This is a genomic window from Paenibacillus mucilaginosus 3016 (genome assembly GCF_000250655.1).
GTDB classification, from domain to species: domain Bacteria; phylum Bacillota; class Bacilli; order Paenibacillales; family NBRC-103111; genus Paenibacillus_G; species Paenibacillus_G mucilaginosus.
In genome coordinates this window covers 1,238,059-1,261,713 of record NC_016935.1, presented here as the reverse complement: position 1 = coordinate 1,261,713, position 23,655 = coordinate 1,238,059, and the positions used below count along the sequence as shown (strand labels likewise).

The window sequence follows — 23,655 nt, the reverse complement described above, 5'->3', positions numbered from 1 at the left end:
GTCAACGTTACTTCAAAGCTTTGACGATCGTGTCGACATTATGCCGCACCATGCCTAAGTACGTACCCTCAGCCGTTCCTTCTTCGCCCATTGCGTCGGAGAACAGCTCTCCGCCGATCACAATGTCATGTCCCTGCTTCTTGGCCCCTTCAATCATCGCCTCGATGGATTTCTTGGGCACGCTGGATTCGACGAATACCGCTTTGATCTTGTTCTTCACAAGATAGTCCCTCAGATCGATGACGTCCTTGGAGCCCGGCTCCGATGCGGTCGATATGCCCTGCAGGCCCATGACCTTGATGCCGTAGGCATCCCCGAAATATCCGAAGGCATCGTGCGCCGTCACCAGAACCCGCTGCCCCTCGGGAATCGAAGCGATCTGCTCCTTGGCGTAGGCATCGAGCTCCTTCAGCTTGCCAAGATACGTTTCCGCACTCTTCTTGTAGTCCTCCGCATGCGCGGCGTCCAGCTTGACGAGTTCGTCCCTGACGGTCTCCGTCGCCGTCATCCAATGCTTGACATCGAACCAGATATGCGGGTCATGCGAGGCCGTGCCGTCATCCATGCTGCGCAGCTTCGATTCCGGAATGTTCTTCGAGACCGCCACCGTAGGCTTCGTTTTCTGCATGTTCTCGAAGATCTCGACCATCTTCCCTTCCAGGTGCAGCCCGTTATACAGAATAAGATCCGCCTGCTCCAGCTTCTTGACATCCCCCTGCGAGGCCTTATACAGATGGGGGTCGACCCCTGCTTTCATCAGCCCCGTCACTTCCACGTGATCTCCGCCGACCTCGCGCGCGATATCCGCAATCATGCCGATCGTCGCCGTTATTTTTAATTTCCCGGACACCCCGGCTTGTATCGGTTCATCCGATCCGCAGGCGGTAAGGCCTACGGCCAAACCAAGGAACAAAATCGTCATAATGAATCGTTTCCATGAGGACGGCATAGGTTTCTTCGGTTTCACGGCCTTCGCTCCAATCTTAGTCATAGTATTATTCCTCCATGTATATGGTGCCAAAAAGTTGTCTCAGTCCTTCTTTGTTGTACACGATAACGATTGTTGTACGGGACAATGATTATTGCCCGCCCGACTATATTTTTATTATATACAAATATGTTTCCCTTGTGCAACAATTATCTCAAAAAAAGAAAGCCTTCCGTCGAGGAAGGCTTCCGGACAAACGTTATGGAGTGGTGACCGGTGTTTTGGGCCCTTTGGGTTTGCCGTCCAGACCATAGTACTGGTCGTAGGCGTCAAAGATTTTGCGCGCGATGGGAGCGGCACCGTAGGAGCCGAAGCCCCCTTCGGGTACAACGACCGCCACGGCCAGCTTTGGATCCTCAATCGGAGCGAAGGCGATGAAGACGGCGTTGTCGATCTCCTTGCCGCCGGCCACGCGCTGGGTGGAGGTACCTGTTTTGCGGGCAAGCGTATATGGGAAGTCATCGAAGCCCTGCACGCCGACCTTAGCCATCCCTCTGATGACCGCGTCCCAATACGTTTTGGGGAATTCCGTCTTATCGAGGACAACCTTCTCGTTGAATTCCTTGATCAGCTGACCCTCATATGTCTCGATCCGGTCTACAAGCAGCGGCTTCAGCCGCTCCCCTTTCGTAGCCAGCGTTGTCGCATATTGAGCCAGCTGCAGCGTCGTATACTTCTCGTTCTGTCCCCAGGACGCGAAGACCATCCGCTGCTGGACGGATTCCTTCGTATTGGTCTCGAATTCGCTGAGTCCTGCGTACTCCCGGTGCAAACCGCTGCCCGTAGTCACACCCAGCCCGAATTTGGCCAGATAGTCTTTCCAAATCGTGACAGCCTCCGTGCCCTTCCTTCGGTGCAGCTCGTGGCCGATCATCGCCGACATGAAGGTGTTGGAAGAGTGCCAAATGGCATCTGTGGCATTAATCTTCCCCCAGGCCGCACCGTCGGAGTTAGACAGCTTTGCATTGTTGTCCTTCCCGTACGTGAAGACCCCGGTATCTTGATAGACCGTATTCGTAGTGAACAGCCCTTCATTCAGCCCGATCAGCACGGACAGCGGCTTAACGACCGAGCCCATGTATACGATGGACGTCGGGTGGTATTTGAGTTTGTCTTCGGGATAGTCCGGATAAGCCGTTGTGATCGTTCCATTGTTGATCTTCGACTGGATCTCGGCATACTTTTCACTCGAGATCGGTCCGGACCAGACCTTCGGGTCATAATCCGGCATGCTCGCCATCGTCACGACTTTGCCGGTCTTGACTTCAATGGCCACCGCATAGCCGGCTACCGCATTCGAGCCCTTGGCCGCATACCGGTTGGATCGCGCAGGCCCCTTTAACCATGCCAAATGGTCGGTTATCGCCTTCTCGGTAGCAAGCTGCACGTTCCGGTCGATGGTCAGGTACAGATTGTTCCCCTTGGTTGGAGCGGTAACATCCACCTTGCCGATGATCTTATGGGCGGCGTTCACGGGATATGTCTTGAAACCGTTCTTGCCCCGGAGCTCCTCCTGGTACATGTACTCGATCCCGTCGTAGCCAACATACTCTGTATCAAGGTATCCCTCGGTCTTCGTTTTGTCTTTGTAGAGATCCAGATTCAGGTTGGACGCACGAGCTTTGGAGAACTGCCGCATGTATCCAATAAGCTGGACAGCCGGCGTGTTCTCATAGTCGTACTGCCGGATGCTCTCCTCCATGATCTCCAGCCACTTCAGCTCATCCCGGTGCTCCATCAGATAAGCGATCTCTTCCTTGGAGAGGTCGGTCTTGAGCCGACGGGGAACGGAGTAATAACTCGGCGCGTCATTGGTTTTCTGCTTGTTGAGATCATAGCCGACGTCCATCTCGATAATGATTTCTTCAGCGGTAGGCTGCTTCTCACCTGAACGCCCGTACAAGGAGAAGATTCTTGCCAGCTCCTGTGCGAGAGCCACGACCTCATCCTTGGGCTGGTTCTGCTCGATCCGAAAATACAGCGACTGCGTGGATGTCGTATAAGCCAGCGGCACCTTCTGCCGGTCATAGATATTACCGCGGATGGGAGCGATCGGCGTGTTCGCTTTGTTGATCTCTTCTTTTTCCGCTTTCAGTTCTTTCCCCTCGACGAATTGGAGCATCGCAAGGCGCACGATCAGGACGGAGAACAGGAAGAAGGTAAAGAAGAAGAACAAATTGATACGTATGGTAAAATGGCGGCGTTTCGACGTTTCCTGTTTGGTCGGATCTTCCATCTCGATCGGCTTTTTCATCCTTACTGCGGCTCCTCTCCTGCAGGGACCTTCGGCGTGCCGTAAAGCCCTATGCGTTCATTGTAAGCATCAAAAATCTTCCTGGCAATAGGCGCCGCGCCGTAAGCCCCGTACCCGCCTTCGGGCACGACGACCGCCACAGCCAGCTTCGGCTTCTCCGCCGGGGCATAGGCGATGAATACGGCGTTCTCCAGGCTCTTGCCGGCCACCGACATCTGGGAGGTCCCCGTCTTCGCAGCGACGGTGTAATCCGCCTCGCTGCCTTCGAAGCCGGTCTTCGACACCTTGAGCATCCCCTGGTGAATGACGTTCCAATACGTGTCAGGGTACGTCTCCTGGCCCAGGACCTCCGGCTGGATTTCCTTGACCACCTGCTTGTTGTCGTACGTGACGATCCGGTCCACGAACAGCGGCTTCAGCCGCTTGCCCTTATTGGCCAGCATCGCCGTGTACTGGGCCAGCTGCAGGGCGGTATAGCGTCCCTGCTGGCCGAAGGAGGCCTGGACAAGCGCCGCCTGCGTACTGGCCTGCTTGACCGTATCGTAATAATAGATATCGCCCGGGCTCTCGCCTGGAAGATCGCTTCCGGTCCGGACGCCGAGACCGAACTTCTTCATGTATTGATCCCATACGTCGAGCGGGCTGCCTCCGCGGTTGTAAAGCCTCTCGCCGATCATCGCCGCCATGAAGGTATTCGACGACACCTCGATGGCCTTTGATGCATTGATCGGCCCATATGACTTGAAGCCCGAGTTGTTCACCCGGCTCTTATCTTTGCCGTACGTGTAGGTGCCCGTGTCATTGTACGTCTCATACGGAGCGAACAGCTTCTCGTTCAGTCCGAGCAGCACGGTAAGCGGTTTGATCGTGGAGCCGAGCGGCACCAGCGAAGGCGGATGCTTGCTGATCTCCTTCTCCGGCACATCCGCGCAGCGTTCCCGGATCGCCCCGTTCAGGTACCGGCAGCGGATCTCGTTCCACTCCCCGCCCGACACCCCGCCATGCCAGATATTCGGATCGTAATCCGGCATCGAGGCCATGGCCATGACTTTGCCCGTATCCACCTCCATGGCTACGGCATAGCCGGCCACCGCTTCCCGGCCCTGGCCCAGAACGGAGCCGCCTGAAGCTCTCTTCATTGCGGCCAGATGCTCTGTCACCGCATCCTCGGCCACCTGCTGCACCTCCCGGTCCATCGAGAGGATCAGGTTGTTGCCTTTGATCGGCGGTGTGAGCGTATAAGGACCGGTGATCTTCTGGGCGGCGTTGACCGGATAGGACTTGGTTCCGTTCTCTCCCCTGAGCTCTTCCTGATACAGGAACTCCAAGCCGTCATACCCGACGTATTCATCCCCAAGGTATTCGTCCTTTTTGTCCCGATAGGTGCTCAGGTAGGAGTTCTCCACATTCACCGCGGCGGAGAAGGGCCGAAGATACCCGATCAAATGCACGGCCAGGTTGCGTTCATCGTACACTCTGGCGCTTTCCTCTGTGACCTCAAGCCACTTCAGCTCGTCGCGGTGTTCCAGCAGATACGCGATCTCCTCGGCGGTCAAGTCCGACTTGATGCGCCGCGGCATGTAGGAATAGCCGTTAATCTTGGTTTCCTGCTTGTTGATGTCAAAGCCGACGTCCATCCGCTCCACGATCTCCGCTGCGGTCAGCGGCTTCAAGTTCTTGTTGCCGTAATTCGCGAAGATCTTCTCAAGCTCTCCCGCCAGCGCGATAATCTCGTCCATCCGCTCGGAGAGATCGCCCTCGGTAATGCGGAAAAAGAGCGACTGCGTCGACACCGTGTAAGCCAGCGGAGCCCCGTTGCGGTCGAAGATATTGCCGCGGATCGGGGCGATCGGCGTTGAGCTCTCGGTGAACTCCGTCTCCGCCTGCTTGAGCTCATCCCCCTGGACAAACTGCAGTGTCGCCAGCCGGACGACGAGGATCGAGAACATCACGAATACGATAAAAAACAGCACATTCACCCGCGCGCGACGTGAATCCCACGGACGCTTGCCCGGCTCCTTCGATCGGAATGATGTCATCATCTGCTCATAAACCTCTTGTTGGATAAATTTTTTAAAAAAATTATGAGTCCAGCAGCTCCCTCAGGGAACGGATACCCGTCCCGGAATGATACTCGTATCTCAGGATTTTGACGGCATCGATGCCCACCTGGTTCGGCGCCCAGACGTCGTTGATGTCATGGTCTCCCACATAGAGCACGTCGGAGGGGTGAAGTCCCGCCTCCTTCAAGGCCAGGGTGAAGATTGCCGGGTCCGGCTTCTCCAGTCCCGCCAGCGTCGAAACCACCACAGGGTCAAAAAAGTGCAGAATTCCTTTGCTCTCCAGTATGGCCGGCAGCGTCGGAGCGAAGTTCGAAATCACGCCCAGCCGCAGCCCGCGGGCCTGAAGCGATGCCAGCACCTCCTGCACATCGGCAAAGAGAGAATAATGCTCCGGCGAGGTAAACAGATCATAGAGCTCATGGCAGCAGGCGTGCACCTGCTCCGGGGTCCACTTCTGTTCTTCCACGCCCAGATGCTCGAGAATATAGCCATAAAGCCGGATCCAGAACTGCCGGTCGGTTTCCGGCGTGCACGCCTCGAAGGCCCCGACTTCTTTTCCGTAATAAAATAGACGAAAGGCCTCCGTAAAAAGTTCGCCGATCCGGGCTTCGTCCGGATGAAAATCACGCGCGGCGAGAAACCGCCCCATGATCACCTGAGCCGCCGGAATCGTCAGCAGCGTATCGCCCACGTCAAAGAAGACCGCTTTATACTCATCCAATCGTTTGCTTAGCGCCAACCGAACACACCTGACCTTTCCTTCTGCCGTGTTTCAGTGTACCACAAATCCGTGGCAGGTTAAAAAAGACCCGGAGGAGAGCCCCTCTGGGCTTCTTCCAGGCCTGACGCCACCCCGGTTCCCCGGTATGTCCCGCATCGGTTGTACTTCCTCACACTTCCTTGATATGCGTCTCCTGAAAATTCGGAGGATTAAACCAGTTGCCGCCCGAAGCGACCCAGGTGGAATCCAGCGGAACCCACTTTTGGTCCTCGGCAAGATAGACCTCGTTCCACGCATGCGGCCCGTACCCGCCTCTCCCGTCGTAGCCGAGACCGGTCACCACCTTCACATCCAGCCCGATGGACCTTGCCATCACCGCATACAGGCGGGAGAAGTCAATGCACACGCCCGCCTTGGTGGCAAAGGTCTCTTCCGGCGTCTGCTCCTTCCAGATCCGCTGCTCCTCGTAGAGCCGCACCTTCTCCCAGTCGTACTTCACCCGGGTGCCGACCCATTGGTAGAGAAGCTTCGCCTTCTCTTCGTCATTCCTGCCCTTCGCCGCAATTTCCTTGGCAGCGTCGGCAATATTGCCGGGGATATGGGCGTCCACCAATTCGTACTTGCGCTGAAGGATAGAGGCGAATTCCTCCTCGACCTGCCGGGTGAACACCGGAAGACGCTGTTCGATGAAGTCCCCGGTGACCGGACGGATCACTTCCGTCGCCCCTTTGCGGTACAGCTCCGACGCGCCGATATACGAGGTCAACGGCGTCTGAGGCAGCAGCGTCGTCAGAATGAAGAGCAGCGCAATCATGAGAAGGCTGCGGCCTGCTCCCGTGACGGCTCCGATCACTCCGCCGACGAGCGAGCTCAGGAAGGACGGGGCCGTGCGCTGCCTCCCCGGCGGCGCCGGCTCGGAGAGCCAGCTGTCCACGAACGGATCGATCAGCCGGTAGAGCAGCTGCTTGATGAGGCCGTAACCGATAACGAACAGGAGGGCAAAGCGCAGGAGCGAAAAATCCCGCAGCCCCGTCACGCCCGTATAGTACAGCTGCTCCCAGAAGCCCAGTTCCGCGGGTGGTATGGACAGAGTCCGGGAGGCCAGCCACAGCTGGACCTGCGGAGACGCCCATTCGGTCAGCTCCCAGGAGAGGAAGAGGCCAAGCAGTGTGGCCGCCCCTTCCGTGACCATGAGCGCAAGCCGTTTGGCCGAGGAAGTTGCCCCTCGGAGCAGCCCCTGCAGCACCGAGATTCCGAAGACCAGGGCGATCAGCACCGTGACCAGATTGAGCCCGCTCACATAACTCCACACGTTCATCCGTCTTCACCTCCGTACCTCTGAGTTCGGCCGCCGGCCGCTTCGTCCTACAATCCAGCCGAAAGTCAGGCTTATCCTGCCGCTCCCGTTTTGGCCTGCTCGATGAACCGCTTCAGCACATCATCCACCTTGAGGGTGAACGTCTGATTCATGAAGGTCACCTGCACGTCGCTCGCCCCCGGCTTGCCGTCGATCCGGACGCTCTTGGTCTTGACGGTAAAGGTGCCGTCCGGGTTCTGCGTATACTTCGCTTCCTTCGCTTCCTCGGTGACTGTCTTTAGGGCCTGGTTCTTCACATCGGCCGCTACCTTGGTGCCGAGAGCGGATCCGTACTCCAGCAGCTGGTCCTTATAGCTTGCTCCATAGAAATAGACGGCCGCCACAATGGCCAGAATAATGACCCACTTGATGACGGTTTTTACCAGTTTGATCACTAGAAACAGTATGACCAATGCGCCTGCAATGACATACCAGCGCTGCGCCATGAACTCCGTTAAGAACTCCACGTTCGACTCTCTCCCTTTTCCGCTTACACTTTTAGCCTGCTGCACTTCCCTGTCCTGCTTCCACGCTTTCTCATCATACAACAGCCGCCGGGGACTCTTCATTACTTTTTTTTGGAAAAGATCAGGGGCACTCCGCACCGACTTCCCTAAGTAAAACGCGTGGAAGCGCGTACGGTTTCAGCCAGGACAAATCCTTGTACTAACGGCCTCTCCCTCTACGTAAGATGGAGAAGGACTCCTAAAGGACAACCAATGATTGTGAGGTGATTCAGGTGAAAACGGCCGTATGGCTCTATTTGTTCATGTTCGTCGCATTCTTCGATCTCCACGCCCAATATCCGATCCTCTCCCCGTTCGCCATCTCGCTCGGCGCGGCACCGTCCTTTATCGGGCTGATCCTCGGCGTCTACTCGATCACCCATATTCCGGGCAATCTCTTGGCCGGATACGGGGTCGACAAATACGGCAGCAAGCCCTTCATCGTCTTCAGCCTCCTGATTGCCGGCCTGGTGCTGCTCGCCCAATCGAAGGTCAGCGACCCTTGGGATCTGCTCTACATCCGCTCCATCAGCGGCTTCGTGCTCGCGTTTCTCTCGCCCGCATGCCTTTCGCTTCTGGCCAAGCTCGCCTCGGATCAGGTGCAGCAGGGCAAGCTCATGGCCGGCAACGGCATGGTTCACACCATAGCGTCGGTGCTTAGTCCGGCGGCCGGCGCTTACCTTGTCGCCCAGTTCGGCTTCGAGCGCTCCTTCACCTTCCTCGGCTGGGGACTCATTGTCACCGGACTGCTTGCCTGGTTCGGCGTGAAGGAGAGCCGGTACAAGAAGGCGGCGGCCGAGCTGTTCGCTTCCCCAGCCTCCGGGAGCGGGGACGCGGCCCTGCCAGGTCCAGCAAGCGGACGGGGCTCGTCCATCCCCTGGCTGTTCTTCAGCGTGCCCTTGTCGATCTCCTGCTCCCAGGGCATTCTCTTCTTCGAGCTGCCGCTCATGAAGGAGACGCACGGCTCCATCCTCACCTCCGGCGTCTTCTTCTCGCTGGTCAGCCTCGGGGCGCTCGTGACGCTGAGCATGCTGTTCCTCAGCCGGATCGCCCCGCTGATCCGGGTTTCTTACGGCGCTCTCGCGCTCGCGATCATTTTCTTCGGGATGTCCGTGAAGTGGCCCCTGCCGATGTATGCGTCCCTGATCCTGATCGGCATGGCCAAAGGGGTGATCTTCCCGGCCATCGCCTCCCTGCTGGCGGCATCCACGACCTCCCAACGGTACGGCCGTGTGTTCTCCCTGCTCTCCATCTCCTACTCGATCGGCGCCTTCATCGGTCCCATGCTGGCCGGTCATCTGCGCACGCACGTCTCCTCGTACTTCCTGGCCTTCTTATGCCTGATGGTGGCCCTGTCCCTGCTCCCCCTGCGTGCCACGCGGACGCCTGTACAGGCCTAGAATCAGCCGACCATGTATCAGAAGGCACGGGGCAAAAAGACGAATCGGCTGGAACCCGCTTTGAGGTGAACCCCGATCCTCCGAGGACGAACAAGAAAGCCCCTTTCTATGGTCCAAGGCAGGCGCATAATAAGGTCAATTTATACAAGCAGCGAGGCCGTCCCATTCAGGACGGCTTTCTTTGCTATTCTCAACCCTGGATAAATTGGTACGTATTCCCTATTTATGTAGGACCAAGGCCGTTTTGGCCTCCTATTCTGCAACCTTTAAATATGAACCTGCGTTAGGTAACCGAGGTGTTTCGTACTGGACGAGCTTGGGTAATACCCCTAAGACTGCCTCATTAACGCAGGGCAAAAATGGCAGGACGGACATAAACTAGCGTGTCCAGTCGAAGTCATCTAAAAGAAGATTATGGAAAAGAAGGAGGTGAAAAAGCATTTGTCCAGGAAATTTGTTCATCGTTCCACAGATTCTTCTTCATTATTTGTAAACCAGAATAGGAGTGAAACCCGAATGAAGCCTGCTGTTCTTCAGAAGACAGCGCAAGTCACTGTTCTCATGCTGATCATCTCCGTACTGCTCCCGGTGCTCGCTTTCGGGGCGGGATTCAGCAGCGGCACGAGCTATAAGAAAGGCACGGTCACCGGCCAAGTCTACCTCGATGTTTATAACAGCGTCTATCCGAGCGTCTATGCTTACTCGCCGGAAGGTACTCTGTTGGATGTCGCCGACGTTACATACAGCAGCAAAGACGTTAACGGCGCTGTATACTTCAAGTTCACTTCGGATGTGGGAACCTACAACTACGTGAAATTGAAGTTTAACGACCCCAACAATGTAAACAGCTCGGTATACCAGACTGTCTACCGCTCTAAAAACAGTCCTGGTGGCGGCGGTTGGGCCGGCGGCGGCAGCACTTCCGGTGCCGGTGAGATCTCCGCGAACTCCGACGGTTCCGTGAACGCAGACCAGCTCATCAGCTCGCTGAACCAGTACAACACGGTAACGATCAACATTACAGGCGACTTTGCACTGATCCCTGCCAAGGCACTTGTGGGCTTCACTTCCGGCGGTAAAGTCATCATTGTCAAGAGCACGAACGGCTCCTATGTGCTGCCGATCAGCGTTCTGAACGTGAAGGACCTGGCTTCCCAGCTGTCCGCAACGACGGACGATGTGAACGTGAAGGTAACGGTTGCCAAGGCTAGCCAGGCGATCGCGGACAGCGTGGCATCTTCGGCCAAAGCCCTGGGCGGTGAAGTCGTTGCTGGAGCAGTAGACTTCAACCTGACGGCTGTAGGCAAGAACAATGCTTCCGTTGCCGTGAACCTCGGCAGCAATTATGTATCCCGCTACCTGCCTCTGCCTGCTTCCGTTGATGCGGATTCGGCAACAGGCGTACTGATCGACACGACGACGAACAAGCTGTCCTTCGTTCCTACGGTATTCAGCTCCACGTATGCCGACCTGAAGCGCAACGGCAACAGCGTATACGCTGTGATCAAGCTCGACAAGAGCTTCGGTGACGTAAGCGGCCACTGGGCACAGAACAACATCGAACTGCTGGCGAACAAGCTGGTTGTCGATGGCGTAACCGATACGGCGTTCGAACCGGAGCGCAGCATCACGCGCGCTGAGTTCGCAGCTCTTGTCGTTCGTTCCCTGGGTCTTACACCGATGACCGGCAGCTCTTCCTTCAGCGATGTGGAATCCTCCGACTGGTTCTCCAGCACGGTGAACTCCGCAGTATACGCTAAGATCATCGACGGCTACGAAGACGGCACGTTCCGTCCGAACGCTACGATCAACCGCGAAGAACTCGCAGCCATGGTTGTGCGCGCGCTGGACTACGCAGGTGCCAAGCCTGAAGTAACCGCGTCCGAGCAATCTTCCCTGCTGGCGAAATTCTCCGACTCCGATGAGATCGTATGGGCGGAAGAAGAAGTAGCGACAGCCATCAAATCCGGTATCGTCGACGGCCTGACCGACGACACGCTGGGTGCCCGTGACACGGCTACCCGTGCACAGGCGGCAACGATGCTGAAGCGTCTTCTGACGACAGCGAAATTCATCAACTAATCCGCAAGGCCGGCGTCAAACCGGCACTGCGCAAGAAAAAGACCTGACACCCGTGTCAGGTCTTTTTCTTATTGCCACACAGAAGATAAAGCGCTTCCCATCGTTCGACATTTCCTGGGAAATGCGGTGCTTCGCGCAGTGGGCGCAGGCCTGAAATGGGGTTATACTACATATACAAGCTACCTTGCAGCGTAAAGGGGGATCTTTCATGTCCATCGCACTCATTGTGGAAGGAAAGAATGACAAAAGCAGGCTCCGCCGTCTGCTGACCGACGACATTCTGATTCTCTGCACCTACGGCTCGCTGAACACCACACGGCTGGAAGATCTCAAGAAGAAGGTCGGCGAGCGGGAAGTGTTTCTTTTTACCGACAACGATTCCTCCGGCAAAAAGATCCGAGGTATTCTCCGGGATACCTTTCCGGATGCGGAGCAGATCTACACGCGCCGCGGCTACGCCGGTGTGGAAGGCACGCCCGATGAGTACCTGATTCAGCAGCTCGAAAAGGCCGGCCTGGAAGAATACATCGTGTATCCTCCCCTTCTGCCGACCTTCGAAAAGTTCTAAGGAATAAATTTCATCAGATAAATGACCAAGGTGACGGTAAATATGCTGAAGATCGTGGAGGAAAACACGACCTGGGACGAGAATTCAGGCTCATTGTCGTACTCTACGGCAATCAGCACCGAACTTAGGGAGGTGGGTACCGCACAGGAAAGCACCAGCGCCTGCGCCATGACTCCCTCAATCCCGAGCAGCAGCACTACGGCAAAACCTACAGCCGGCCCGATACAGAGACGCAGCAGATTCGACAGCATGACATCGGAGAAATTCAGCTGCCATTTCATACTCCCGAGCTGTACACCAAGGGTAACCAGAGCAGTGGCGATAAAGGCGTCCGATACATAATTGATCGGCGCATAGATCGGCCCCGGCACCGGGATGTCGAAGCCTTTCATGAAGAAAGCCACCGGGATAATATAGATGACGGGCAGCGTTAAGATCGTACGCAGCGTATCCTTCATATCGTTCTTCTTGGATGCATTGACCGAATAGATGCCGTATGTATTCGGCAGGAGACTCTGCATCATCATGATGATAATCTGGATCGATAGCGTGAACGCATCGCCTACGAACACCAGCTGATTCAGCGGAATCGCATAATTGGCGCTGTTGTAAAAGATGACGCTGTTACGCATCGCCGGCACCATGCCGCCCTGATAGCGGCGGACCCGGATCACAAGCTCCACCAGCAGGTACATCGCAGCGAAATAAACGAAGAAGAACAGGAGCGTCTGCCCCAGCAGATTCAGCGACAGCTGGGATTCATAGAGCATTTTGAACACCAATGCCGGCGAAAACAAATAGAAATTCAGCTTCGAGAGCGTCTTGATGTCGAGCTTGAACGCCCGGTACAGCACAACGCCCACGACAATCATGATCGTCAGCGGGATGACGTTGTTCAGCAGAATATGGACAAGATAAGTCATAAGCGGGCCTCCAGGTTCCAGGGTTCTTCTTGCTGCATGCGGGTGCCCCGCCGGATCCCGGAAGGTTTAATCTTTGGAGATTTGGATGAGATCCTTGGCTACCTGCTCGATGTCAAGATCCTCGGCATCCCCCTTGTAATACGTACGGATCTGTCCCTTGGCGTCCACCAGGAGCCACAGGTTCGAGTGGGTGAAGCTTCCGTCTTTCGGGTTCTTCACGACCAGCACCTCATACTGCTTCGCCAGGTCGATCACATATTTTTCATCCCCGCGGAGGAAATACCAGCCTGAATAGTCGGCTTGGAACCGGTCCCCAAACTCCTTCAAGCGTTCCCTCGTATCGTTGGTCGGATCGAAGGAGATCGACATGAGTGCCGTTTTGGTACCGAACACCCCTTTCTCCTTCAGCACATTCTGCACCTTCGAGAGATTGTACGTCGTGGGCGGACAGACATCCGGGCAGGTGGAAAAGAAGAAATACACCAATCTGGCCTTGCCCTGCGTCCCGGAGAGCGTAACCTCCTGCCCGTCCACATTCTCCAGCTTGAAATCGGCGGCCGGTTTAATGACATCGATCTGCTTCTGATTCCCCTGCCACAGCATATAGCCCAGGGTCCCGATCAGCCCGAGCAGCAGGATGATGATGACGATTCGAAATGCGCTGCTTTGCATCTGTTTGTTACTCCCCTTCTTCAAAAAATAAATCCCAGGGACTAGGCCTTGGGATTATGACTCTATATGAAACTGAGGCACGGTCTCCTCTCCTCAGCCGAGAGGGCCATTCGTCGTACAGACGATCATGATGATGAACAGGAGCATGAGATAGTTGACGGAGTAGATGAACATCTTCTTCGCCCACAGTACTTCTTCTTCTCCCTGTACTTTGTACCCCTTCAGGCACAGGAAAGCCCAGTACAAACCCATGGCCGCCGCGGCAAAGAAATAATACACATTGACATATTCATAAACATACAGCAGCATCGACACCGGAACGAGCAGGACGATGTAGCGGATCATGCTCATCTTCGTGACGTAGGTGCCCCGGACGACCGGCAGCAGCGGAAACCCGGCGGCGCGGTACTCTTCCATACGGCGGATGCCCAGCGCCCAGAAGTGCGGGGGCTGCCACAGGAACATGATGCCGAACAGGATCCACGCCCCTGCGTCGAGCTCCGGCGTTACCGCACAGTAACCGATCATCGGAGGCACCGCACCGGAGAAGCTGCCCATGAAGGTGCTCCATACGGAAGTACGCTTGAACCAGGCGGTATAAATCCACACGTAGAGGAACAATCCGATCAATCCGAGCAGCGCCGATATCGGGTTGGCTCCGAACCACAAGGTGGCCAGTCCCAGCACGCCCAGGATAAATCCATACCAGAGCACGGTTTGCGGAGAGATGGTGCCCGTCACCAGCGCCCGCTTCTGCGTCCGCTCCATCTTGTTGTCCATGTCGCGGTCCAAATAGTTATTAAGCACGCACCCGGAAGCCATAACGAGCACGGTTCCGAGCAGCGCGAATATCATCGTCACCCAATCGATCTTCCAAGCCGACGCCACCCAGAATCCGCCGAACGCGGTCATCGAGTTGGAGAACAAAATTCCCGGCTTCGCAAGCTGTACGAAGTCCCTCCAGCCGGCCGAAGTGCCTGCCGCCGGGTCCGATGCAGCGGCCGCCGTCTCGATCCCCAGATCGAGGCTAGCTTGATCCTTCAATTCGTGTTACCTCCTTGTGTGAAGCTTCTATCATCAGACAGGTATGTCGGAATCGTTCAGCCTTAGTACTCTTTTCATGCACATCCCCTTAATAATATCAACCGGGGCAACGTTTGACAACAAAGGAGGGGGGCTGTTCAAAATATTGTCGATATGTCGGGATTCTTATCCGAAGGGCACACAGAGCCTCTATTTTTCCAAGAGGTGCATCCAGGTTCTTTGAAAATGCAACAAAACCGCCCGGCTGCCCGGACGGTCTCTCTCGCATGACAATTCATTTGTTCTCGGTTGGGAGCCGGAATAAGGCACGAATCCGCGTCACTTCGGCACCCGCAGGGGCTCGAGCCCGAAGACGGCGCGGCGGAGAAATCCCCAGGCGCAGTCAAGCACCTCCTGCATCTCGTACACCCGCCGCCCGAGCACTTGTACAGCAAGACCGTGCTTATAGGTAAGTGAGCTGCCGAAGTACAGCCCGGGCACACCGGAGAACTTCTCCTCCAGAAGGAGGCGCAGTTCTTCGGCATGGTCGGCAGCCAGACGGTCCGAGAACAAATACAGGCTCCCGAGGTGCGTGTGCCCATCCCACCGGGAGACCGACACCGGAGCCGCCCCCCGCGGCTCCACCCGCATCCGTCCGCTGAACACCAGCTCCCCGCCGTAATGCACTCTCATCCGGCTGGCATACCGTTCATACTGGAAAGACTCGCCCCGGTGCAGACGGCCGGGACAGACGATCTCACTCAGGAACAGCGCAGAGCCCGGCTCCATCCTGACGCTGGTCTCGGCATCGAAGGCGGCCTCGGCATAGAGCATCAGAGGCTCCGGCATGTACTCGACATAGCTGCCGGCTTCGAGCGTGAGCCGCTGGACCTGGGCGCTTGGCCGCCAAGCTTCATCCGGCGCCGTGCGGGAAGGGTGCACCTTCGTATAGGACTGGTTGGTAATGTAGGCGCGGGTTCCCTCCGCAAAACGCCACTGCAGCTCGTAGGTATCCCCTGCCATGATCCCCGGCGAAGCATCCATGACGTATACCCCCAGCAGGTCATCGGGGAAAGGGAAGGTCTTGGCGATCTTCAGCGGATACGACTGGGCATGGGAGAGCAGCTGCGTGGCTCCGCCCGCACGCGAGAGCGCGGCGTCGACGGAGCCTGTGACCTTAGGCATGACTGTATTCGTGTTCCACCCAGTTTACGATGTCATCCAGTCCCTGGCCATCGAACAGGTTGGAGAATACGAACGGCTTGCTGCCCCTCATCTTCACCGTATCTTCTTCCATCACCTTCAAGGAAGCGCCGACGTGCGGAGCCAGATCGATCTTGTTGATGATGAGCATGTCGGAGCGCATGATGCCCGGACCGCCCTTCCGGGGAATCTTCTCCCCCTGCGCCACATCGATAATATAGATGAAGCGGTCCACGAGCTCGGGGCTGAACGCTGCCGCGAGGTTGTCGCCGCCGCTCTCGATGAAGATGATGTCGAGGCTGCTGAAGCGTCCCTCGAGCTCTTCGATCGCTTCAAAATTCATCGAAGCGTCTTCGCGGATGGCCGTATGCGGGCAGCCGCCCGTCTCCACGCCGATAATCCGGTCCGCCGGAAGCGCTTCGGAGCGGATCAGGATGTTGGCGTCTTCCTTCGTGTAGATATCGTTCGTGATGACCGCGATGCTGTATTTGCCGTTCAGCTTGCGGGCGAGACGCTCCACCAGAGCCGTCTTCCCGGAGCCGACCGGTCCGCCGATCCCGATGCGCATCGGGCGCTCCAGCCGGCGACCTTCCGGCTTTTCCCAACCGTGGTGGTGATGATTGCTGCCTTGGCACATAGTGAAGTCCTCCTTAGGATCCCTATTTATAATTTAGTAAGTAATTAAATCAAGATGAATTCCAACCCATCGTCAGGACATGAACAGCCGCGAATACAGCCCCTCATGCCGCATCATCGCAATCTCCGCTTGGGGATTGCTCGCATAGCCGTCCTCGAGCGGATCGAGCTCCGCCGCCCCCTTCCAGGCGGCGGAGATGGAAGGAAGCAGTGAGGCCAGCAGCCGCTGCCCTTCCGTCTGCCCCAGCGACATCAGCCTCAGGCCGCTGTTGATGCAGGTCATCGTGCAGGTGTACGAGGTACCCTTCGGCCGCCTGCGCCAGCGGTACGCCCAGCCCATAGGAGAGCCAGCCGTGAATTGAGCGGGTGCGTGCCGATGCATTCCCTCCGCGCCAGCGCGCCGGCCAAGGGTTCCCAGCCGAGGTCCGGGTATACTGACCTCGCGAGCTGATACAGCCTCCGGCCCATCTTGGCCACTCCTTCGCGTGTCTCGCTCGCCGAACGCTGCACATGCTGCGTGCAGTCCACCTGCCACAGGTCCTCCCAGCGCTGCTCGGGGACATACCGGTAGACGGCCTTAACCGCCAACGCATCGACCGGAGCCCAGCTGTGGACCAGCATCGCTTCAATATACTCCCGAAGCTGCTCCGGCCGCTCGAGCCGCTCTTCCTGCACGAGCGTCTCTAGTCCGAACGAGTGCGAGAAGCCGCCGATGGGCAGCGCCGAATCCAGAAGCTGCGTATAGGCCAGCCAGGAGAAGCCTTCGTGATGCCCCATGCCTCCGCCTCCTCTGTCTTCTTCATGATCTTCTTCCATTAGAATAAAAAGTACCGCTGTGCCATCGGCAGCACGTCGGCTGGCTCGCAGGTAACCGGCTTCCCGTCCACCTTCACTTCATAGGTTTCGGGGTTCACCTCGATCGACGGGGTTTCGCCGTTATGGATCATATTCTTCTTCGTGACGCTCCGGCAGCCCTTCACCGGCTCGATCCGCTTCTGCAGGCCTAGCTCGAGGTGAACTCCCTTGTCGTAAGCCGCCTGCGACACGAAGGTAATGCAGTGGTTCAGCGCGCGGCCGAAGGCGCCGAACATCGGGCGGCCGAAGACCGGCTGCGGCGTGGGGATGGAGGCGTTCGGATCGCCCATCTGGGCGAACGCGATGATCCCTCCCTTGAGCACCATGTCGGGCTTGACGCCAAAGAAGGCAGGGGTCCATACGACGAGGTCCGCCAGCTTGCCGACCTCGACGGATCCCACCAAGTGGGCCACGCCATGGGTGATCGCCGGGTTGATCGTATATTTGGCCACATACCGTTTGATCCGGTAGTTGTCGTTGTCCGGGTGTGCCGCTTCCGGGCTCTCGTCCGGAGCCGGCAGATAACCGCGCTGCTTCTTCATCTTGTCCGCCGTCTGCCACGTCCTCGTGATCACTTCACCGACCCGGCCCATCGCCTGGGAGTCCGAAGAGATCATGGAGAACACGCCCAGATCGTGCAGGATGTCCTCCGCAGCGATCGTCTCCGGACGGATCCGCGAATCCGCAAAGGCGACGTCCTCGGGAATCCGGCTGTCGAGATGATGACAGACCATCAGCATGTCGAGATGTTCTTCTACGGTATTGACCGTATAGGGACGCGTCGGATTCGTCGAGGAAGGAAGCACATTGAGCTCCGAGGCGATCCGGATAATGTCCGGCGCATGCCCGCCTCCGGCCCCCTCCGTATGATATGTATGAATCGTCCGGCCGCCGATCGCCCGGATCGTATCTTCCACGAAGCCGGATTCGTTCAGCGTGTCCGTATGGATGGCCACCTGCACGTCGTACTTGTCAGCAACCGCGAGGCAGGTATCGATCGCAGCGGGCGTCGTCCCCCAGTCTTCGTGAAGCTTCAGGCCGATCGCCCCCGCTTCCACCTGCTCCTCAAGCGGGCCCGGGAACGCGGCATTCCCCTTGCCGGTGAAGCCGAGATTCATCGGGAACGCTTCGGCCGCCTCCAGCATGCGCCGCATGTGCCAGGCTCCCGGCGTGCAGGTCGTCGCGCTGGTACCGGCCGCCGGCCCCGTACCGCCGCCGATCATCGTGGTCACTCCCGAGGACAGCGCCGTCTCGATCTGCTGCGGACATATATAATGGATATGCGAGTCGATCCCGCCGGCCGTAATGATCTTGCCTTCCCCGGCAATGACTTCGGTTGAAGCGCCGACCACCATATTCGGGTCCACGCCGTCCATAATATCGGGATTGCCCGCCTTGCCGATCCCGACGATCACCCCGTCCTTGATCCCGATGTCCGCCTTGATAATTCCACTATGGTCAATAATGACCGCGTTGGTAATCAGGGTGTCGATCACACCTTGATCCCGGGTATGCCGGCTGGATTGGCCCATCCCGTCGCGAATGACCTTGCCTCCGCCGAATTTGCACTCATCCCCGTAGACGGTGCGGTCTTCCTCGATCTCCGCCCACAGCTCGGTATCGGCAAGACGGACAGCGTCTCCCGTCGTCGGCCCGAAAGTAAGGGCATAGGCCTTGCGGTCCATGTGTGCCACCTACATGCCCTCCTCCCATTCCGTCAGCCGGATGCGGACCGGCTCACTGAGCTGCCCCCGGCGCACCTTGCCTTTGGAGAGGTTGTTGAGTCCGTAGGACAGCCGGTCGCCCCCAAGCTCCACCAGCTTCACCGGCTTCTCCTCGCCCGGCTCGAAGCGGACGGCCGTTCCCGCCGGAATGTCGAGGCGCATGCCGAACGCCTCCGAACGGTCGAACTGCAGGGCCCGATTCGTTTCAAATAAATGGTAATGTGAACCTACCTGAACCGGACGGTCCCCCGTATTCACAATAACGAGATCCGACTTCTCCTTGCCTGCGTTCAATTCAATGCTCCCTGCTCTTACCCGGTATTCTCCTGGAATCATAGTGCCCGCTCCCTCCTGTGCCGGTAGTCCCGGAATCGTATTAATGTTATCTAAAGTGACATATACATTATTCTACAGCCGTGCCGCTGCCTGCCGCCGCTGCAGCACGGATCGGCTGATGCACGGTCACAAGCTTCGTCCCGTCGGGAAACGTCGCTTCCACCTGCACTTCATGAATCATCTCCGGCACGCCTTCCATCACCTGCTCGGCAGTAAGCACCGTCGTACCGAACTGCATCAGCTCCGCCACCGTCCGGCCGTCGCGGGCCCCTTCCATAATCTCCGAAGTGATCAGAGCCACGCTCTCCGGGTAGTTCAGCTTCACACCCCGCGCCAGCCGGCGGCGGGCGAGATCGGCAGCCACCGTGATCAACAGCTTCTCCTTCTCCCTCTCTGTCAGGTACATGTCAGACCTCCGCCTCTTCGTTTTCTTCCGTGGGTTTTCCATCTCAAACACGAATATTCACGTTTCAATAACCCTATTATATTCGCGATTCTCAACGCTGTAAACCTTTTATGTAATTTTTTATTACACGAAAAAATGAATAAAATCCGTTTTTATCCCGTATTCTGGTAATCCACCCCGTTCATATTTCAATAAGAACAACAAAATTCCGCATTTCACGAATCACAAACAATTTGTGTCAACTATATTGACACATAGGTTTCATTCGCCTATAGTAGGGCATGTGAAAAGCAGGGCTTCCTAAGTTTTCCACATCACGGCATGCGACTTCACATGGAGACACCAAACAATATGGGGGAGTGGAATCGATGAAACCTAGAAAAAGAGGACTCACCGCACTACTGGCCGTCAGCTTGTCGCTCTCGGCCATGCTGGCCGGCTGCGCCACCAAGCCTGCCGCCACCACCGGTTCCGGCACGGCTGCCGAAACCAGGACGGACGCGGCTGCCGCAGGCGGAGACACCGTACCCGTCGGCGTGCTTCACTCCCTGACCGGAACGATGTCCATCAGTGAGGTATCCGTGCGTGACGCCACACTCATGGCGATCGAGGAAATCAACAAGGCGGGCGGCGTGCTCGGCAAGCAGCTCAAGCCCATCGTCGAGGACGGCGCTTCGGACTGGCCGACCTTCGCCGAGAAGACGAAGAAGCTGCTGCAGAAGGATAAAGCCGTGGTCATCTTCGGCGGCTGGACGTCCGCAAGCCGCAAGGCGGTCCTCCCGGTGGTCGAGCAGAACAAGGGCCTCTTTTTCACCCGGTGCAGTATGAAGGTCTGGAATCTTCGCCGAACATCTTCTACACCGGCGCGACGACCAACCAGCAGATCGTTCCGGCCGTCTCCTGGCTGCTCCAGAATAAGGGTAAGAAGTTCTTCCTCCTGGGCTCCGATTACGTCTTCCCGAGAACGGCGAACAAGATTATCAAAGAACAGCTGAAGGCCGAAGGCGGCACGCTGATTGCCGAAGAATACACGCCGCTCGGCCACACGGATTACAATACGATCATTTCGAAGATCAAGAAGGAGAAGCCGGACGTCGTGTTCAACACGCTGAACGGCGACAGCAACGTGGCGTTCTTCAAGCAGCTGAAGGACGCGGGAATCACCTCCAAGGATCTCACGACCCTCTCCGTATCGGTGGCCGAGGAAGAAATCCGCGGCATCGGCGCTTCCGTGCTCGAAGGCCACTACGCAGCCTGGAACTACTTCCAGACGACCGACACGCCGGAGAACAAGAAGTTCGTTGAGGCCTACAAGGCCAAGTACGGCAAGGACCGCGTCACCGACGATCCGATCGAAGCAGGCTACTTCGGCGTCTACCTGTGGGCGGAAGCGGTCAAGAAGGCCGGCTCCTTCGAGGTCGACAAGGTGAAGGAAGCGGCGAAGGGCATTGAATGGAACGCGCCGGGCGGCAAGGTCAAGATCGACGGCGAGAACCAGCACGTGTACAAAACGGTCCGCATCGGTGAGGTCCAGGCCGACGGCCAGTTCAAGGAAGTATGGAATTCCGGGCAGCCGGTGAAGCCGGATCCGTTCCTGAAGACCTACCCTTGGGGCGCTGAAGTCACCAAGAAGTAGAAGTAACGGTTTGCCCCCGGGCAAAAACGATCCGCCAGCAGCAAAAGCCGCTATGTAAAGAGAGATCAGGGGCTGCCTCCGGGCAGTCCCTCGGTTTTCCCCCCTCTGCTGAGGGGATCGATTCGATTACTTAAGGAGGCATTGATGATGAGCCTGCTTCTGCTCCAGCTGTTCAATGGCATCTCGCTGAGCTCGATCCTGCTCTTGATCGCACTGGGCCTTGCCATCACCTTCGGCCTGATGAACGTGATCAACATGGCGCACGGCGAGTTCATCATGATCGGCGCCTACATGACCTATATGATTCAGGGGCTCTTCCAAAAAATGCTGCCCGCTTCGGCGTTCGGCTACTATTTCGCCCTCTCGCTGCTGGTGGCCTTCCTCGTGGCCGCCGCCATCGGCTGGCTGCTCGAAAAGACACTGATCCGCTTCCTCTACGGGCGGCCGCTCGACAGCCTGCTCGCCACCTGGGGCGTCTCCCTGGTGCTGCAGCAGCTGGCACGCACGATCTTCGGTGCGCCGAACGTCGCCGTGAAGGCGCCCGAATGGCTTGAGGGAGGGCTCGCGATCACCGCCGAGCTGACCCTGCCGTATAAGCGGCTGTTCATCATCGCGCTGGTCATCTTCTGCATCACCGCGATCTATCTCTACCTCTACCATACGCGCGGCGGACGCAGCATGCAGGCCGTGATGCAGAACCGCGGCATGGCCGCCTGCCTCGGCATCTCCACCGGCCGCGTCGACGCACTCGGCTTCGCGCTCGGCTCCGGGATGGCCGGCATCGCCGGCTGCGCCTTGACGCTGCTCGGCCCGATCGGTCCCTCGATCGGCACCTATTACATCGTCGACGCGTTCATGGTCGTCGTGCTCGGCGGCGTCGGCAAGCTGATCGGCACGGTCGCCGGCGCGCTCGGGATCGGGGTGCTCAGCACCGCTTTCGAATACACGACGAGCGCCACGCTGGCCAAGGTGATCGTCTTCACGCTGATCATTGCCTTCCTTCAATGGCGTCCGGCAGGCCTTGTTACGATGAAATCGCGTGCCCTCGATTAGATGAAGAACCCCTCATTCGATAAAGGAAGGAGTGCTGATTCATGATGCTGCAAAGTTCCGGCACCAAGACCAAACTCATTCTCAGCCTGGTGCTGCTGGCCCTGATGCTGCTCGCTCCGATGCTGTTGTCCGAATTCCGGCTCTCCCTGCTCGGCAAGTTCCTCGCCTTCGCCGTGCTGGCCATGGGACTCGATCTCATCTGGGGGTATACCGGCATCCTCAGCCTCGGTCACGGCGTCTACTTCGGACTCGGCGCCTACTGCATGGCGATGCACCTGAAGCTCGCCGCCTCCCCGGACGGCCTGCCCGACTTCATGTCGTGGAGCGGCGTGGAGCAGCTCCCCTGGTTCTGGACCCCGTTCCAGTCGGCCGGCGCGGCCCTGCTGCTCGCGGTCCTCGTTCCGGTTATCGTCGCGTTCGTCCTCGGCTACCTGACGTTCCGCAACCGGATCCGCGGCACCTTTTTCTCCATCCTGTCCCAGGCGCTCGTGATCATCACCGTCACGCTCTTCGTCGGACAGCAGGGCTACACCGGCGGGACGAACGGGCTGACGAACTTCGATACGTTCCTGGGGCTGAAGCTCGGCGATCCTTCCGTGAAGCTCATGCTCTATTACGTCACGATCGCAGCGGTCGGCCTGACCCTGCTGCTGTCCCTCTGGCTCGCTTCGAGCCGGCTGGGCAAAATTCCGGTTGCCGTGCGCGACGCGGAGAACCGTGTCCGCTTCATCGGCTACAACCCGGTAGCCTATAAAGTGTTCATCTACTGCGTATCCGCCGGGCTCGCCGGCATAGCCGGCATCTTGTTCGTCCTGCAGGAAGGGATCATCTCCCCCGCCCAGATGGGCATCGTGCCGTCGATCGAGATGGTGCTGTGGGTCGCCATCGGCGGCCGGGCCACCGTCATCGGGGCCATCATCGGCACCGTCATCACGAACGCCGCGAAGACGACGTTCAGCGAAGCGTATCCCGAGTTCTGGCCGTTCCTGATGGGCGCGCTGTTTGTCGTCGTGACGCTCTTTTTCCCCAAAGGCATTGTCGGCACGCTCCAGGAGCTCGCGGACAAATGGCGCGCTGGCCGCACCCGGAGCACACAAGTGCTCGGATCCAAGGCGCTGGCCTACAGCGAGCCGTCCAAACCGCAGTAATGGCGCCCGCCTTCCCGGCAGGCAGCCGAAGCCGCCAAGCCGCTTTGACCCGCGCCGTGATTCACAGACCGAATCCCCAACCCCGGGAACCCCGACAAAGG

Annotated in this window: 21 protein-coding genes and 1 pseudogene; 6 read left to right on the top strand and 16 right to left on the bottom strand. The window is 57.8% G+C overall.

What is annotated here, in order from left to right; all coding sequences use genetic code 11:
* Positions 1–7: 7 nt before the first annotated feature.
* The 6 genes from PM3016_RS05745 to PM3016_RS05720 all read right to left on the bottom strand — a co-directional run bounded on the left by PM3016_RS05745 (position 8) and on the right by PM3016_RS05720 (position 7,850).
* Positions 8–991: a metal ABC transporter solute-binding protein, Zn/Mn family gene (locus PM3016_RS05745; RefSeq protein ID WP_013917409.1), complete on the bottom strand. Its 984-nt coding sequence runs from the start codon at positions 989–991 to the stop codon at positions 8–10.
* Between the two features lie 196 nt (positions 992–1,187).
* Entirely contained in the window at positions 1,188–3,242 is a 2,055-nt protein-coding gene (locus PM3016_RS05740; protein WP_014368728.1) for a peptidoglycan D,D-transpeptidase FtsI family protein, read from the bottom strand.
* 2 nt (positions 3,243–3,244) lie between these two features.
* Positions 3,245–5,284, bottom strand: coding sequence for a peptidoglycan D,D-transpeptidase FtsI family protein (locus PM3016_RS05735; protein ID WP_014368727.1), 2,040 nt, complete (start codon positions 5,282–5,284; stop codon positions 3,245–3,247).
* A gap of 40 nt (positions 5,285–5,324) precedes the next feature.
* Positions 5,325–6,044 carry an HAD-IA family hydrolase gene (locus PM3016_RS05730; RefSeq protein WP_014368726.1) on the bottom strand — a complete coding sequence of 240 codons (720 nt, stop codon included), beginning with the start codon at positions 6,042–6,044 and terminating at the stop codon, positions 5,325–5,327.
* 151 nt (positions 6,045–6,195) lie between these two features.
* Complete coding sequence (locus PM3016_RS05725) at positions 6,196–7,344, bottom strand: transglutaminase domain-containing protein (RefSeq protein ID WP_014368725.1); 1,149 nt, start codon at positions 7,342–7,344, stop codon at positions 6,196–6,198.
* A gap of 71 nt (positions 7,345–7,415) precedes the next feature.
* Positions 7,416–7,850, bottom strand: coding sequence for a hypothetical protein (locus tag PM3016_RS05720; RefSeq protein WP_238540449.1), 435 nt, complete (start codon positions 7,848–7,850; stop codon positions 7,416–7,418).
* Positions 7,851–8,122: 272 nt separating this feature from the next.
* Between PM3016_RS05720 and PM3016_RS05715 the strand changes: the two genes are divergently transcribed.
* The 3 genes from PM3016_RS05715 to PM3016_RS05705 all read left to right on the top strand — a co-directional run bounded on the left by PM3016_RS05715 (position 8,123) and on the right by PM3016_RS05705 (position 11,939).
* A complete protein-coding gene (locus PM3016_RS05715) occupies positions 8,123–9,289 on the top strand; it encodes an MFS transporter (protein ID WP_013917402.1) in 1,167 nt (388 codons plus the stop codon).
* A 516-nt stretch (positions 9,290–9,805) separates the two neighbouring features.
* Complete coding sequence (locus PM3016_RS05710; RefSeq protein ID WP_014368723.1) at positions 9,806–11,371, top strand: S-layer homology domain-containing protein; 1,566 nt, start codon at positions 9,806–9,808, stop codon at positions 11,369–11,371.
* Between the two features lie 208 nt (positions 11,372–11,579).
* Positions 11,580–11,939, top strand: a complete 360-nt coding sequence (locus PM3016_RS05705) for a toprim domain-containing protein (RefSeq protein WP_013917399.1) — start codon at positions 11,580–11,582, stop codon at positions 11,937–11,939.
* Here the strand turns inward: PM3016_RS05705 and PM3016_RS05700 are convergent.
* From PM3016_RS05700 to PM3016_RS05660, 10 genes are all read right to left on the bottom strand, one after another.
* Entirely contained in the window at positions 11,936–12,862 is a 927-nt protein-coding gene (locus tag PM3016_RS05700; protein ID WP_013917398.1) for an AEC family transporter, read from the bottom strand. The two genes, PM3016_RS05705 and PM3016_RS05700, sit on opposite strands and share 4 nt — an antisense overlap.
* Positions 12,863–12,928: 66 nt before the next feature.
* Positions 12,929–13,534: an SCO family protein gene (locus tag PM3016_RS05695; RefSeq protein WP_014368722.1), complete on the bottom strand. Its 606-nt coding sequence runs from the start codon at positions 13,532–13,534 to the stop codon at positions 12,929–12,931.
* Positions 13,535–13,627: 93 nt separating this feature from the next.
* Positions 13,628–14,578 carry a heme o synthase gene (gene cyoE, locus PM3016_RS05690; protein ID WP_013917396.1) on the bottom strand — a complete coding sequence of 317 codons (951 nt, stop codon included), beginning with the start codon at positions 14,576–14,578 and terminating at the stop codon, positions 13,628–13,630.
* A gap of 318 nt (positions 14,579–14,896) precedes the next feature.
* Positions 14,897–15,742, bottom strand: coding sequence for an urease accessory protein UreD (locus PM3016_RS05685; RefSeq protein ID WP_014368721.1), 846 nt, complete (start codon positions 15,740–15,742; stop codon positions 14,897–14,899).
* Positions 15,735–16,397, bottom strand: coding sequence for an urease accessory protein UreG (gene ureG, locus PM3016_RS05680; RefSeq protein WP_014368720.1), 663 nt, complete (start codon positions 16,395–16,397; stop codon positions 15,735–15,737). The genes PM3016_RS05685 and ureG overlap by 8 nt, the downstream gene beginning before the upstream one ends.
* Before the next feature lie 72 nt (positions 16,398–16,469).
* Positions 16,470–16,679: an urease accessory UreF family protein gene (locus tag PM3016_RS39375; RefSeq protein WP_238540448.1), complete on the bottom strand. Its 210-nt coding sequence runs from the start codon at positions 16,677–16,679 to the stop codon at positions 16,470–16,472.
* Entirely contained in the window at positions 16,676–17,173 is a 498-nt protein-coding gene (locus PM3016_RS05675) for an urease accessory protein UreF (RefSeq protein ID WP_238540447.1), read from the bottom strand. Before PM3016_RS05675 ends, PM3016_RS39375 begins: the two co-directional genes overlap by 4 nt.
* A 38-nt stretch (positions 17,174–17,211) precedes the next feature.
* Positions 17,212–18,936 carry an urease subunit alpha gene (ureC, locus tag PM3016_RS05670; protein WP_014368719.1) on the bottom strand — a complete coding sequence of 575 codons (1,725 nt, stop codon included), beginning with the start codon at positions 18,934–18,936 and terminating at the stop codon, positions 17,212–17,214.
* A gap of 9 nt (positions 18,937–18,945) precedes the next feature.
* A complete protein-coding gene (locus PM3016_RS05665) occupies positions 18,946–19,311 on the bottom strand; it encodes an urease subunit beta (RefSeq protein ID WP_014368718.1) in 366 nt (121 codons plus the stop codon).
* 67 nt (positions 19,312–19,378) lie between these two features.
* Positions 19,379–19,717: an urease subunit gamma gene (locus tag PM3016_RS05660; protein ID WP_013917390.1), complete on the bottom strand. Its 339-nt coding sequence runs from the start codon at positions 19,715–19,717 to the stop codon at positions 19,379–19,381.
* 368 nt (positions 19,718–20,085) lie between these two features.
* Here PM3016_RS05660 and urtA point away from each other — a divergent pair.
* The 3 genes and pseudogenes from urtA to urtC all read left to right on the top strand — a co-directional run bounded on the left by urtA (position 20,086) and on the right by urtC (position 23,554).
* Positions 20,086–21,353 (top strand): annotated as a pseudogene (gene urtA, locus PM3016_RS05655) (urea ABC transporter substrate-binding protein).
* 147 nt (positions 21,354–21,500) lie between these two features.
* On the top strand, positions 21,501–22,406 hold the full coding sequence (gene urtB / locus PM3016_RS05650) for an urea ABC transporter permease subunit UrtB (RefSeq protein ID WP_014368715.1): 906 nt from the start codon (positions 21,501–21,503) through the stop codon (positions 22,404–22,406).
* A gap of 41 nt (positions 22,407–22,447) precedes the next feature.
* The gene (gene urtC / locus PM3016_RS05645; protein ID WP_014368714.1) at positions 22,448–23,554 is read left to right on the top strand and encodes an urea ABC transporter permease subunit UrtC; all 1,107 of its coding nucleotides are present in this window, start codon (positions 22,448–22,450) and stop codon (positions 23,552–23,554) included.
* The last annotated feature ends 101 nt before the right edge of the window (positions 23,555–23,655 follow it).

Coding starts and splice junctions, on each gene's coding strand:
- PM3016_RS05745 (WP_013917409.1), bottom strand. CDS start 991: ATGACTAAGATTGGAGCGAAGGCCGTGAAACCGAAGAAACCTATGCCG.
- PM3016_RS05740 (WP_014368728.1), bottom strand. CDS start 3,242: ATGAAAAAGCCGATCGAGATGGAAGATCCGACCAAACAGGAAACGTCG.
- PM3016_RS05735 (WP_014368727.1), bottom strand. CDS start 5,284: ATGATGACATCATTCCGATCGAAGGAGCCGGGCAAGCGTCCGTGGGAT.
- PM3016_RS05725 (WP_014368725.1), bottom strand. CDS start 7,344: ATGAACGTGTGGAGTTATGTGAGCGGGCTCAATCTGGTCACGGTGCTG.
- PM3016_RS05710 (WP_014368723.1), top strand. CDS start 9,806: ATGAAGCCTGCTGTTCTTCAGAAGACAGCGCAAGTCACTGTTCTCATG.
- PM3016_RS05705 (WP_013917399.1), top strand. CDS start 11,580: ATGTCCATCGCACTCATTGTGGAAGGAAAGAATGACAAAAGCAGGCTC.
- PM3016_RS05700 (WP_013917398.1), bottom strand. CDS start 12,862: ATGACTTATCTTGTCCATATTCTGCTGAACAACGTCATCCCGCTGACG.
- PM3016_RS05695 (WP_014368722.1), bottom strand. CDS start 13,534: ATGCAAAGCAGCGCATTTCGAATCGTCATCATCATCCTGCTGCTCGGG.
- PM3016_RS05685 (WP_014368721.1), bottom strand. CDS start 15,742: ATGCCTAAGGTCACAGGCTCCGTCGACGCCGCGCTCTCGCGTGCGGGC.
- ureG (WP_014368720.1), bottom strand. CDS start 16,397: ATGTGCCAAGGCAGCAATCATCACCACCACGGTTGGGAAAAGCCGGAA.
- PM3016_RS39375 (WP_238540448.1), bottom strand. CDS start 16,679: ATGACCTGCATCAACAGCGGCCTGAGGCTGATGTCGCTGGGGCAGACG.
- PM3016_RS05675 (WP_238540447.1), bottom strand. CDS start 17,173: ATGGGGCATCACGAAGGCTTCTCCTGGCTGGCCTATACGCAGCTTCTG.
- ureC (WP_014368719.1), bottom strand. CDS start 18,936: ATGGACCGCAAGGCCTATGCCCTTACTTTCGGGCCGACGACGGGAGAC.
- PM3016_RS05665 (WP_014368718.1), bottom strand. CDS start 19,311: ATGATTCCAGGAGAATACCGGGTAAGAGCAGGGAGCATTGAATTGAAC.
- PM3016_RS05660 (WP_013917390.1), bottom strand. CDS start 19,717: ATGTACCTGACAGAGAGGGAGAAGGAGAAGCTGTTGATCACGGTGGCT.
- urtB (WP_014368715.1), top strand. CDS start 21,501: ATGAGCCTGCTTCTGCTCCAGCTGTTCAATGGCATCTCGCTGAGCTCG.
- urtC (WP_014368714.1), top strand. CDS start 22,448: ATGATGCTGCAAAGTTCCGGCACCAAGACCAAACTCATTCTCAGCCTG.